This is a genomic window from Gordonia effusa NBRC 100432 (assembly GCF_000241305.1).
Taxonomy (GTDB): Bacteria; Actinomycetota; Actinomycetes; order Mycobacteriales; family Mycobacteriaceae; genus Gordonia; species Gordonia effusa.
The window spans coordinates 19,314-32,219 of record NZ_BAEH01000064.1; the positions used below are offsets into that span (position 1 = coordinate 19,314).

Annotated in this window: 9 protein-coding genes; 6 read left to right on the forward strand and 3 right to left on the reverse strand. The window is 62.4% G+C overall.

What is annotated here, in order from left to right:
* Positions 1-10: 10 nt before the first annotated feature.
* Positions 11-502 (reverse strand): hypothetical protein, encoded by a 492-nt coding sequence (locus tag GOEFS_RS11680; RefSeq protein WP_007318116.1) that lies wholly within the window; start codon positions 500-502, stop codon positions 11-13.
* A 121-nt stretch (positions 503-623) separates the two neighbouring features.
* Between GOEFS_RS11680 and GOEFS_RS11685 the strand changes: the two genes are divergently transcribed.
* The 3 genes from GOEFS_RS11685 to GOEFS_RS11695 are packed head-to-tail and all read left to right on the forward strand — an operon-like array spanning position 624 to position 8,084.
* Positions 624-3,914, forward strand: coding sequence for an arabinosyltransferase domain-containing protein (locus tag GOEFS_RS11685; protein ID WP_007318117.1), 3,291 nt, complete (start codon positions 624-626; stop codon positions 3,912-3,914).
* The gene (locus GOEFS_RS11690; RefSeq protein ID WP_007318118.1) at positions 3,911-7,201 is read left to right on the forward strand and encodes an arabinosyltransferase domain-containing protein; all 3,291 of its coding nucleotides are present in this window, start codon (positions 3,911-3,913) and stop codon (positions 7,199-7,201) included. The genes GOEFS_RS11685 and GOEFS_RS11690 overlap by 4 nt, the downstream gene beginning before the upstream one ends.
* A gap of 4 nt (positions 7,202-7,205) precedes the next feature.
* A complete protein-coding gene (locus tag GOEFS_RS11695; protein ID WP_007318119.1) occupies positions 7,206-8,084 on the forward strand; it encodes an LLM class flavin-dependent oxidoreductase in 879 nt (292 codons plus the stop codon).
* 31 nt (positions 8,085-8,115) lie between these two features.
* Here the strand turns inward: GOEFS_RS11695 and GOEFS_RS11700 are convergent, their stop codons facing one another.
* The gene (locus GOEFS_RS11700) at positions 8,116-8,775 is read right to left on the reverse strand and encodes a hypothetical protein (RefSeq protein WP_007318120.1); all 660 of its coding nucleotides are present in this window, start codon (positions 8,773-8,775) and stop codon (positions 8,116-8,118) included.
* A 201-nt stretch (positions 8,776-8,976) separates the two neighbouring features.
* On the reverse strand, positions 8,977-9,459 hold the full coding sequence (locus GOEFS_RS11705) for a DUF2231 domain-containing protein (protein ID WP_007318121.1): 483 nt from the start codon (positions 9,457-9,459) through the stop codon (positions 8,977-8,979).
* A gap of 79 nt (positions 9,460-9,538) precedes the next feature.
* Here GOEFS_RS11705 and GOEFS_RS11710 point away from each other — a divergent pair, with 79 nt between their 5' ends.
* From GOEFS_RS11710 to GOEFS_RS11725, 3 genes are all read left to right on the forward strand, one after another.
* Complete coding sequence (locus GOEFS_RS11710) at positions 9,539-10,249, forward strand: VIT1/CCC1 transporter family protein (RefSeq protein WP_007318122.1); 711 nt, start codon at positions 9,539-9,541, stop codon at positions 10,247-10,249.
* A gap of 13 nt (positions 10,250-10,262) precedes the next feature.
* Complete coding sequence (locus GOEFS_RS22895) at positions 10,263-10,706, forward strand: NUDIX hydrolase (RefSeq protein ID WP_083837310.1); 444 nt, start codon at positions 10,263-10,265, stop codon at positions 10,704-10,706.
* 583 nt (positions 10,707-11,289) lie between these two features.
* Positions 11,290-12,810, forward strand: coding sequence for an HNH endonuclease signature motif containing protein (locus GOEFS_RS11725; RefSeq protein WP_170323165.1), 1,521 nt, complete (start codon positions 11,290-11,292; stop codon positions 12,808-12,810).
* Positions 12,811-12,906 lie beyond the last annotated feature (96 nt).

Below are 12,906 nucleotides of genomic sequence, written 5' to 3' on the forward strand. Positions count from 1 at the left end.
CGGCGGGTACTTACCGAAGCTGATAGCCATCCGATGACACGGTGAACGAGTGGGCACCAGATTCACATGTGACTCCGCGAACGACGTCCACGGTGCAGGAGACTCCGCCGGCGGTGAGCGTGGCACCGTAGGGCAAAACCTTGACCGATGCCGGATCGGACGAACTGACACTGGTGTCGCTGTAGAAGGTCAGTGCTCCTGGTTTCGCCGTCGACACCGAAACACCGTTTGGATGAATGGATTGGACTCCGCCGCCCTGGACCGACGGCGCATTCGCGGATATCGGTCCCTTACATCCCGCCCAGGCCGGTTGACCGGCAGAAGTGACGATCGCACAGCGCCACTGGCTTGACGGTGACACGAAGTAGTAGGAGCCCCCTTGCTGATAGGCATCGGCAGCGGGTGCGGCGCTCGCCGGCGCCGTGACCGATAGGCCAGCGAGAGCGGAAAAGGAAGTTAGCACCATGGCACCGAATACGCCGCGGCGAAGATTTGTAGTCATGCGGTAGTCCTCGCGGCAACCACGCCGAACGTCGATGGGCATAACTCCCCATCGACACTCCCACTTGCACACGCCGAATTCGCCCCTCGCACCAATTGCCATAACATCTACTGGCGTGCCCGTGACCTCGCAGACCCCCGTCTCCGCGCATACCGCCCGTCTCGTCGCGGTGATTGCTGGCGTCCTCGGCGTCATCCTCTGCGGGCTGACGCCACTGCTGCCGGTCAAGGCCACTGACGCGTCGTTCAGCTGGCCTAACACTGCGCAAGTCAACGCGACCACGTCTTCGGTGACTGCGCCGCTAGTCGCGCAGACACCGAAGTCGATGCAAATTCAACTCCCGTGCCGGGTACTCGCAAACCTTCCCGCTGACGCGAACACCATCGTGGCGACGATGCCAGCCAAAGCGACGCGCGCCGCGGCATCGATGTTGACGGTCAAGGCCGACCGATCGTCGGTTACGGTCACCACTCGCAACTCGGTCGTCGTGGCCGCCTCCCGCGCCGAAATAGCCTCTGGGCGTTGCGATGAACTGAGAATCTGGTCGAACGCAACCGGCGTCGGTGCCCAGTTCGTCGGTCTGGGGCCAGCGACGGTGCTGCCGTCGGACAAGCGCCCGCAGGTCGACGGCATCTTCAGCGACCTCACCGGACCGCAGGCAACGGCAGCGGCTGCGGCTGGCTTGCGGGCACAAATCGCCATCGACAATCGCTACGAAACCAGTCCGAGCATCCTGAAACTCTTGGTGATGATCCTCGGTGCGCTGTGCGTCGCGGCCTCGCTGGTCGCGCTCTACCTGCTCGACCGCATCGGTGGCTATCACCGCACCGTCGGGAATTCCCGTGCCCTGTTCTGGCGCAGCTTGAAGCCCCGCGCCACCGACCTGGTTGTCACCGCGGTACTGCTCCTCTGGGCGCTCATCGGTGCCGGGTCACCCGACGACGGTTACATCCTGAACATGGGCCGGGTCGCCGCCGACGCCGGATATCTGCCCAACTATTACCGCTACTATGGCATCGCCGAAACCCCATTCGACTGGTACTACAGCTTCTTGGCGCACTGGTCGTCGATCTCACCGTCGATCCTCTGGATGCATATCCCGTCCCTGTTGGCCGGCTTGGCATCGTGGTTCATTCTCACTCGAATCCTGTTGCCGCGCTTGGGCCCAGCGGTCCGCGGTAGTGTCTGGGCGCAGTGGGCAGCGGCAGCCACCTTCGTCGCCTTCTGGCTGCCATTCTGCAGTGGTCTGCGTTCCGAAGGCATCATCGTGCTGGGCTCATTGGTTACGTGGTGGGCCGTCGAACAAGCAATCGGCACCCGTCGCCTGTTGCCCGCCGCATGTGCGGCGATCGCCGCCGCCTTCACCTTCGCCCTTGCGCCCCACGGCATTATCGGCGGCGCGATCTTGTTGGTGGCCGCCCGTCCCATGCTGCGAGTCCTTATTCGACGTCGTAGCGAGGGCGGCCTGCTGCCACTGATCGCGCCGTTGGCCGCCGCTGGCTCCGTTGTCCTGCTCGTCGTATTCCGGGACCAAACGCTCGCGACGGTCGCAGAGGCCGTCAAGATCCGCTACCAGACCGGCCCGGCGATCATGTGGTACCAGGAGTATTTGCGCTACTACTTCATTGCCGTCACTACGCCGGACGGCGGACTACCCCGCCGCGTTCCGGTGCTGCTGCTATTGGCCGCGGTATTCGTGACGGTCGCGGTTATCTTGCGGCGCAGCAGGATTCGCGGTGTCGACAATGGTCCCACCTGGCGGCTGATCGGCGGGATCGGCGTCACCCTGGTGTTGCTGGCGTTCACCCCGACCAAGTGGACCATCCAATTCGGCATCTTCGCCGGACTGGCCGCGGCCGTCGCGGCAACAGCGACGCTCGCAATCGCCCAGACCGCGGCGACCTCGACGCGCAATATCACCGTATTCATCTCCGGGCTGTTCTTCGCCTTGGCCGCGGCGATGGCGGGCAAGAATGCCTGGCCATATGGATACAACCTGGGGATCGCGTGGTTCGACCGCGCGCCGGTATTCGCGGGCATCGCCATCTCGACGATCTTCCTTATCCTCGCGGTCGCGACCGGCGCCCTTGCCGCGTGGCAACATTTGCGGCAAGACTACGTCGAGAACCGAGGCCTTGCCCATGCGGCAGAAGCCAAAGCTAACCGACGTCGACTTGCACTGGCGTCGTCGCCCATTGCCGCGATTGCCGCGGTGATGGTCCTCGCCGAGGTGCTGGTGTTTATGAAGGCAGCCGTTACCCGCTACCCCACCTTCACTGTGTTCAGCGAGAATGTGAATACCCTGCGCGGCAAGCCCTGCGCACTCGCAGATCAAGTACTTGCCGAGCCAGATGCCAACACTGGCATGCTAATTCCCACTGGAAACCGAACCCCGTCACAGGCGCTTGCCGGCCGTGAGTCGATTGGTTTCTCTCCCAACGCTATTCCACTCGATTTGTATCCGGAGCCCGGTAGCGCACGGCCCGGCCAGATGAACGTCTCGGCGAGTTTCGCCAAACCGTTCGCGGTCGTCGGCGCACCGAGCGCGGGAACGACCGGCGGCGTGGGACCCACGACGGTCAATGGTTCGCATATGGCCTTGCCTTTCGGCCTGAACCCCAAGACGACGCCGGTACTCGGCAGTTATGGCTTTGGCGGCGAGGCCCGGCTGACGACCGATTGGTATCAGCTGCCCGAGCGCGCTAGTTCGCCACTGTTGGTGTTCAGCGCGGCGGGCGCCATCTCTACAATCGATGCCGAAGGTGCAGTGCAGTTTGGGCGCTCGGTGCGAATACAGTTCGGACGCCCCAGCGCCACAGGGGAATTCGAGGCACTCGGCCCAGGCGCGATTCCTATCGACCCGGGACCTGTCATCCCGAATATGCCGTGGCGCAACCTGCGGGTGCCGATGACAGCGGTACCGCCGGCAGCGACGGTGGCGCGAATCGTAGTGGTGGACAACAACTTGGGACCCAAACAGTTCGTCGCGGTCACTCCACTGCGCGCACCTCGGTTGGTTACCGTGCAAGAACTCGTGGGCAGCACCGCGCCGACACTCATCGATTTCACCGTCGCCAGCCATTTCCCCTGCCAACGGCCGCTGGGGATCACCCACGGTGTCGCCGAGATTCCCCGGTGGCGAATCCTGGGCGACTTCGTCACTACGACTTCTCAGTCGAAAACCTGGCAGGCAGCGGTCGACGGCGGTCTGTTGAGCATCTCTGAGTCGACGACATCGGCTTCGACGGTGCCGACATATCTGTCGCGGGACTGGCATCAGGATTGGGGCGCGCTCGAACGGCTGACGCCGCTAGTGAGCGAGGCGGTTCCAGCGAAAATTCAGACCGCACAACGTAGTCAGTGGGGCTGGTCGCGTACCGGCTCGATAAGGGTGGAGCCGGATACCGAATGACCACGAGCAAATTCGCGAAATGGGCCGCTGCCGTCTGCGGCGTCCTCGGCGTATTGATGGCGGTGCTCAGTCCGCTGTTGCCGGTCGACCGCACCACATCAGAACTCAACTGGCCGCAGGCCCGAGGCATCAACGACGTTGCCGCCCCGCTAGTTTCCTTCGTGCCGCTTACCGTTGACGTGTCTGTACCGTGTGCCCTGGCCAAGGATCTCCCCAGCGATGGAGGCGTGCTTCTCTCCACGATTCCGGCTGACGGGAAGCAGGCCAGCGCGCGCGGACTATTCATTCGCGCCACCGGTGATGCTCTAGTTGTGATCGACCGCGACGTTGTCATCTTGACCACCAAGCGAGCCGCAGCGCAGTCGAATCCCAACTGCCGCATAGTATTTACCGGAAACGGTGACGGCGTACACGCGCGATTCGACGGGATCGACGCACAACAGCCAGCAGCCGGCGAGGCGCTACGATTCGACCTGCCGGACCCTGACATGCGACCCCAGATCGTCGGCGTCTACACCGACCTGCCGTCGTCGGCGAACGCGACTGCCCTATCGCTCCACGCCGACATCGACACCCGATTCGCCACCACTCCATCGACCCTGAAATTCTGGGCGATCGTCTTCGGCATCCTGATGACCGTGCTGTCGCTGGTCGCACTGGGGATTATCGACGCCCGAGATGGCCGGGGACACAAGCGAATCCTGCCCGTCGGGTGGTGGCGCCCGAGGCCCCTCGATGCCGTGGTGTTCGCGATCCTCGCTTTCTGGTGGATCGCCGGCACCAATACCTCCGACGACGGCTACAACTTCACCGTCGGACGGATCACCGGTAACGCTGGCTATGCAGACAACTACTTCCGGTACTTCGGCGTCCCCCAGGATCCCTTCGGCTGGCATTTCCAGGTCATCTCCGCGATGAGCGAGGTGAGCCTCGCCGCACCCTGGATGCGCCTGCCCGCCTTCGCACTTGGTCTGCTCGGCTGGTGGCTCATCAGCCGCGAAGTCGTGCCGCGGCTGGGTCGCACCGTCCGCAACAGCACGCCGGCGATGTGGTCGGCGGCGTTCGTCTTTCTCGCGATCTGGTTGCCGTACAACAACGGATTACGTCCCGAACCCGCCGAAGCGGTTGGCGCATTGCTCACCTGGTGCTGTGTCGAACGCGCCATCGCCACCCGCCGCCTGCTCCCCTATGCTCTCGCCGCGCTGACCGCGGCATTCACGCTGGCGCTCGCACCGGGTGGTTTGATGGCCGCGGCCGCGCTACTCGCGGGGGTGCGTCCGATCATCAAAACCATTGTGTCGCGGCGCAAGCGGGACGGCCTCCTGCCGATGCTCGCACCTATCGCGGCCGCTGGCTTCGCGGTGCTCTATCAAATCGGCGCGGATCAGAGCGTCATGCCGCTCGTCGATGCGTACAAGGTGGCCGCCGACGTAGGCCCAACCTTGGAGTGGTGGGAAGAGCCCGTTCGTTACTACTACCTGATTTTGCCGACCGCCGACGGAACAGTGGCCCGACGCTTCGGCATCCTGGCGATGATCCTGTGCCTGTTCGTGGTGATGTTCCGACTCATGCGGCGCGAGCACCCCAATGCCATTGCGCGCGCACCGATTTGGCGTCTCATTGCGGTGACTCTAGGCACGATGTTCTTTATCTCGTTCACGCCAACCAAGTGGACTCATCACTTCGGGGTGTACGCGGGTATCGCGGGCGGTCTGGCAGCGGCAGCCGGAGCGATGATGTCACCGATCATCTTGCGGTCCCGCCGCAATCGCACCTTCTTCGCGTCGGCGATGCTGACGATCACCGGCCTCGCCTTTGCCGGCCCCAACGGCTGGTGGTTCGTCGGCAGCTACGGCATCCCGTGGTGGGATCGTCCGCCGGCGGTAGCCGGTCTGCAATTCAGCTGGATCTTCTTGGCACTGGCGGTAATCACCGCCTTCGTCGGATTGTGGTACCACTTCCGCGACGACTACACCGACGAGCAGACCCGCAGCGTTGGTTCGTCCCGGCTCTCGCGCCTGAAGATCGCGCCGCTCCCGGTCCTATCAGCATTCGTCGTGATATTCATGGTCGTGTCCTTCGCCAAGGCGGCCTACGTACAACGCGATAGCTGGTCGTGGCTCAATTCGAATGCCCGTGCGCTGCAAGGCAATGAGTGTGCGCTGGCGAATGACGTCATGGTCGACGCCGACCCCAACGTATCGATGTTGCGCCCAGCGCGCGTCGATGCCACCACACCATCGATCGCGGCGGCCCTCGCCGGCAAGAATTCGACCGGTTTCACGCCAGAGGGTGTGCCAACCAAGTTGTCCATCGACGCAACCGAGAGTGATGACTCATCGGACTCGTCGTCCGCTAGTTCCACCAGCGGTGGCGGCACCGAGCCTGCCGACGCTAACGACGACTCATCTGATTCGGCCAGCGGCGACGCGGCCGGTGGACGCGGCGAGAAAGGCGTCAACGGCTCAACGGTGCGTCTACCGTTCGGCCTGACTCCAGCCACAACCCCCGTACTGGGCAGCAATGGATCACCAAGCGGCACAGGGTCATTCACTTCCGACTGGTATCAGATGCCGTTCTCGACGTCGAAACTCGATCCCGACGCACCACTACTCACGGTGGCAGCGGCTGGTTCCGTTGACGCCGTCGACGGCATTGGCGTTCGTCATCCCGGCCAGCAGGTGACCGTGCAATTCGGTCGTCGCGGCGCAAACGGCACTATTACGCCGTTGCGTCAGATGACTCCGATCGACATCGCCAAGACAGAGATCTGGCGCGATCTGCGCTTCCCACTAGCCGACGCACCGAAGGGTGCCGACGTGGTGCGGATCATCGCGAAGGACACCTCGGGCGCGCCCACCCAGTGGGTTGCGGTAACGCCGCCCCGCATCGCGAAGCTGCGTACCCTCAACGATGTTGTGGGACAAACTGACCCGGTATTCATCGACTGGCTGCCCGGCATGGTCTTTCCGTGCCAACAGCCGATGGTCGTCCGCAACGGCGTGCTCGAGGTGCCCAAGTGGCGCATCCTGCCCGACGCCGAGGCTACTGAGAAGAACAGTCAGACGTGGATGGCCGGCAAATCCGGTGGCCCCCTTGGGATTACCGAAGCAATGCTGATCCCCACCATCGTGCCGTCGTACCTGCGCAATAATTGGGGTCGCGACTGGGGCAGCCTACAGAGTTTTACCGAGATAGCCCCGGCACCACCGGCCAAGCTGACGTTGGGCACCACACGCGAATCGGGCCTATGGGATTTGGGACCGATGCGATCGACGGGATACTGAACCGATGCGACTAAGTACCGCAATCCTGCCGGTCTTCGGCGCCGCCGAAACCCGTGAGCGTTGGAGAGAGGCCGAGGAGCTCGGTTTCGCGAGCGCTTACACCTACGACCATCAGACGTGGCGGATGTTTCGCGACAAGCCTTGGTATGACGCTCTTTTGACCCTTGCGCTCGGCGCGGCGGTCACCTCCGATATTCGGCTTGGCACCCTGGTGACAACTCCCAACTTCCGGCATCCGGTGACCCTTGCCAAAGATCTGATGACGCTCGATGCGATCTGCGACGGTCGCCTCACCCTCGGACTCGGCGCTGGCACACCGTCATTCGACGCCGAAGTTCTTGGCGACCCGCCGCTGACCCCCCGTCGTCGACACGATCGCTTCGAAGAATTCACTCGTGGACTCGCCGAGCTACTGACCAACGACGTGACCTCCTTCAACGGCGAGTGGTACACCGCGGTGGAAGCCCGCACCATACCGGGATGCATTCAGCGCCCGCGTATTCCATTCGCCATCGCCGGCGGTGGCCCGCGCGGGATGAAGCTAACAGCCGACCTCGGCGCGGCATGGGTCTGCGACCTGGCGGTCTTTGACGCTGACTACGAGGTGCCGACGGAATTGGTGAATCAACTTGCCCGCCTGGGTGATACCTTGCGCGCCGCCGGCCGCGCACCGGAGTCACTGGAGCGAATCCTGTTGGTGGGCGCGAATTCGCCCGCGTTCGCGCAGGACGTGGATTCGTTGATCGGTGCGGCCGCAGAATATGCCGCGGCGGGTTTCACCGAGTTGGTCATTCACGCGCCCATCCACGACGTCGGTCTGGGCACGCGACCGTCGGTCTATGGAGCAGCGAGCGACATCGCGAAGGCGATCGCCGAGTTCTGATCCCAAGTGGGGCTTCGTCAACGATGGATCGTCATCGTGCCCCGAGCACTCGGGCGATGATCGCGGGTCGGGCCTGGTAGTCGCTCCATAGATACGCCATACGGTCCCGAGTCCACGCCTGACCTGAAAGTTTGTCGTAGGTAGACGGCATCTTCACTCCACTCGGAGCATAGGCGCTGAGACCATTGGCCACTGATGTGTACACCGCCCGCCACAGGTGATCGGAGAAGGCGATGACACCGGCGCGGTCGCTTCGTATTGTCTCTGCTCTCGCCTTGGCGACCACGGCTGCCACCCCGTCAGTCGACAGATATTCCAACGTGCCATCCGGCTTGACTCGCGATGTGATCACAATGATGTTCTCCGCGCCGTATTTCTCTGTGAGAACATCAGCAATAGGTTTCTGCGCGTAGATCGGGATGTTCCGCGTGCCACGCACTCTGATCAAAGTGTCAGCAAGTGCCTCATTGACCGGACCGGGCAATCCTTCGGCGCGATCCGGATCGGCACCTTCGGGCAACCGATTACCGAACGCATAGCCGACCAGAAGGGTGAAAGTATCAACTTTCGCGGTCGGCACCCGGCACAGATCGAATGGGGTGGTCGGCTTCGCCGCGGCGGGAGCGGCGACGGCAGATAGTGAGATAAACGCCGTGGCAAGCGTCAGAACAACGATGAGTAACTTCTTCACGGCTCCCCATTCTGCAATTTGTCGCGTCCGCGCGCCAGTTTGAGAGGTATCCGACAGTATTCAATTTTATTGTGCGACAGTCTATTTGAAGCTCATGAGGATTACCGACACTGTTCGCGGGATCCGAATCGCAAAGATTCGCTGGGACTCCCGTCTTTCACCACCTGCCGGGTGTACCGAGACCAGGCAACCGAACGCGCATCACCGACGTCCCCAAACCGATTCCGCGCCAAGCTCTCCGACGCTGACGACAATCGCAATCGACCCGAGTGCCACAATCACCGTCACGATCCCGACGATGACAGTCGTCCACCGCAACACTCCGGCACCGAGATATCGGTCACGCGCGTCGGCAACTCGCGGCGAGGTGAGCAGCCACCACAGCGCGGCCAGTCCGAACAGTGGGCCGACCCATAGGATCACCATGTCGCCGTAGTGAATATGGTTGGCAAGCGTCTCGCTCGGTTCGGCTCCAAGGGATTTCTCTAGTGCCTCACCCGCGCTCGTGGCGATTGGGACCGCGATGAGCGCCAGCAGCGTGAGGATCGCGGGCGTGGGGCCAAGCCACGCGCGGGCGCGGGGCCACAACACCGAGACAATGACGGTAAGCGCGGCGACGGGGACCGCGATTACGACGATATGCACAAGCAGCGGGTGCGCGGGCAGGCCGTTGATGGTGTCCATGAATCGAGCCTAGGTTGCCACGCGCCGCGTCACCGGATATTGCCCAGATGTTCCGCGGATACGCGGCTATGGTGGCCACATGTCCACGGGCGCACACGAAGACGAACCGCATACCGGAACACTGGCAAATCGGCTCAATTGGTTGAGAGCGGGCGTCCTCGGCGCTAACGACGGCATCGTGTCCACCGCTGGCATCGTGGTCGGCGTCGCAGCTGCGACGACAACACGACAGCCGGTTTTCATGGCTGGTATCGCTGGGCTCGCCGCAGGCGCGGTATCGATGGCGCTGGGCGAGTACGTCTCGGTGAGTACGCAGCGCGACACTGAACGGTCGCTGCTGGAGAAGGAACGTCAAGAACTGCGCGAGCAACCACGAGAAGAGTTGGATGAACTCACCGGACTCTACGAAGCGAAGGGGCTGAGCCCAGCCACTGCCCGCCAAGTCGCCGAAGAATTGACCGCGCACAACGCATTTGAGGCGCATGTCGACGCCGAGTTGGGTTTCGACCCCCACGAGTTGACCAATCCGTGGCAGGCCGCGGCGTCGTCGGCCGTGTCCTTTACCGTCGGAGCGCTTCTTCCGCTAATCGCGATCCTCGTACCGCCCGTGTCGGCTCGAGTTCCGGTGACGTTCGTTGCCGTTCTGGTAGCGCTAGCCCTGACCGGGGCGATTAGTGCCCGCCTGGGCGGCTCGCCTATGAGTAGGCCTATCGCGCGCGTGGTTATCGGCGGCGCGATCGCGATGTTGGTCACCTTCGGCCTGGGACACCTGACGAATGGGATTACGTGAGCGGGTGAAGTGAATGTCCAAGCAACCTGAAGTACTGGTGCGAGGCATCATCGAAGACCGTGAAGGTCGCATCCTCCTCGTCCGGCATGACAGTCGTCAATGGTGGTTCTTTCCCGGCGGTCACCTTGAGCGCGGTGAGAGCATCGCCGAATGCCTGCGGCGAGAACTGCGCGAGGAAGCTGAACTCGACGTGCACCCAACCGGATTGAGCGCGGTCATCGAACATCGCTATCGAGAAGGCGGTGAAGATCGTGTGGAGCTAAATATCCTCCTCAGAGCACGGTCGGCAAGCGCCATCGGCACCGTCGAGAAAAGACTCGCGTACCGGTGGGTCTCGGTTGCTGAACTCGAAGGTGTCGAAGTACTCCCGGAGACCTTGAAGCAGGTCGCGCTGACGGCCAACCATTCCGTCGTGACCGCCATACTCGACGGACTAGACACCGACCTGCCGTTCTGAACGGGGCCGCAGGCCGCGATAGTTGGCATCTCACCAGGGGCTCGATACACGCGCGTCTCGCTTCGCTCGGCGAGCGCACTCGACCACCTGAAATTGCCGAGCCACCAACGCTGGTCGAGTACCCGGCGAGGCGCCAGCCGAGCCGGGTGTATCGAGACCACGCAACCCAAACCCACAGCAGCGCAACGAGTTACGTCCCACTTCACAATGGTGTTCACGAAAGAAGACGGTGACTGGTTCTTCTGCGGGTTCACGTTTTGAATGCCGCCGACTCGATTGTCAGTCCCGAATGCCGTTGACTTGGTGAGTTATTGGGGTATAATCGAACGTAGTAACGATCAAGGCCATGAACGCAGGTGGCCGCTCGAATGTGGGAAGCACTGTTGATTAGACGCGTTGGCGTCTGGATATCTGTTGACTTGTTCTGTTCTCGCGTTTTGGAGTCGTCGTTATGTTTCGGTCTACCTCATCACCGTCGCCGCGGTCGACGCGATCACGCTATGCGTGGGCTACCGCTGATCCTGCAGTGATCGGGGTGGACTTCGATGCAGCACCAGTTGGGAATTCGGATCTGGTGGACCATGTGAATGATCTTCTTGATGTGATCACCACCTGCCGAGCCGGCCAATCAATGTTGCTGTGGCAGCAATACCGAGCACTAGCAGCGATGCACGACCAACTCACCCCAGGCACCGGCGATGCCGATGCCCGCCTCATCGCTGAACACAATCAAGTCGCCGCACGGTATGCGGTAACTGGATCCATCTCCCAAGCTGCGGCGATGCGGCAACTGAACGAAGCCCTGGCGATGGTCTACCGGTTGCCGTTGGTCGGTGAACGATTGCGCGACGGCGTGATCGCGCCCTGGCAATTCTCCCGCATCGTGACCCGCTCGGATTTGATTGATGGACAGGGTTACCGAAGTGAGGTCGATGCCGAAGTCGCCAACCAGCTCGACCGGAAAGGATCCTGGTCCGCCAGACGCCTCGACGCCCTAGTAGATTCAGCGATCTTCCGCCACGACCCCGACGCCATCAGACAACGCCACCACACCGCCAACCAACACCGCAACGCATCCGTCGATCCTTTGGCCGATGGGATGGCCGAACTACGCGTCACCACCACCGCAGAGGACGCACGAGTCGCGTTAGCCGCCATCAACCAGTTGATCACACATGTGTGCTGCCCCAACGACCCCCGCCGACGTGGTGCGCAACGCTCCGACGCCATCATCGCCCGACTCAACGGCCTGCCCTTTGAATGCGACTGCACTCCAACCGAAACCGGCATCGCCTGCACCGGACAACCCGACACCATCGAACTCTCCCACGCCAACGTCCAGATCGCGTTGCACGTCATCACCGAACAGACAACACTCGCCGACAATGACAACGACGGTATGGGTTACATCGACGGACACGGCATCATCACCAGCGAACACGTCCGCAACATCGCCGCACGACCCGACTGCCACCAAACGACGATGCCACCCAAACCCGTACAACCACAATCGAATTCGGGCAAACCTAACCTTCCAATGCCGTGCCTGCCCTCAAACCCCTACCGATTCAGCACCGCCTTCGACACCTACATCCGCGCCCGAGACCTGGGGTGCACCATGCCCGGGTGTGACCGCTCTGCCTGGACAACGCAGTTAGATCACTGCCGCGAATACAACACCAATGATCCCGCCGCCGGCGGGCGCACCGAAGCAGCAAACATCCACGCACTATGCGTGTTTCACCACTTGTTGAAGACCGGCGAACACGGCTGGCTCGACGATATGACCGCAGACACCAACGGCCACACCCACTACCAGGTACGCACACCCGAAGGCATCTGGATCACCGGACCCACCTTCACCGGCACCGACATCTTCGAAACACTCAGCACCATCCGATTCGCCGACCCACCACCCGCGCGGGCCAACAATGCGACACCACGACAACAACGCACCATCGACAAACACCAACGCCGACAACACGAACGCGAACAAAACCGCCAGGCACGGGAAGCAGCCGAACAGGCGGCACCCACCATCAGATCCGTTGGGCGTCAGCCACATACAGAGACGTCAGACACCGACGGCGACCCACCCTTCTAACACCACCAGTTGTTGTCGCCATCCGAGATCACCTCACCACGGTCTCGATACACGCGCGTCTCGCTTCGCTCGGCGAGCGCACTCGACCACCAACGA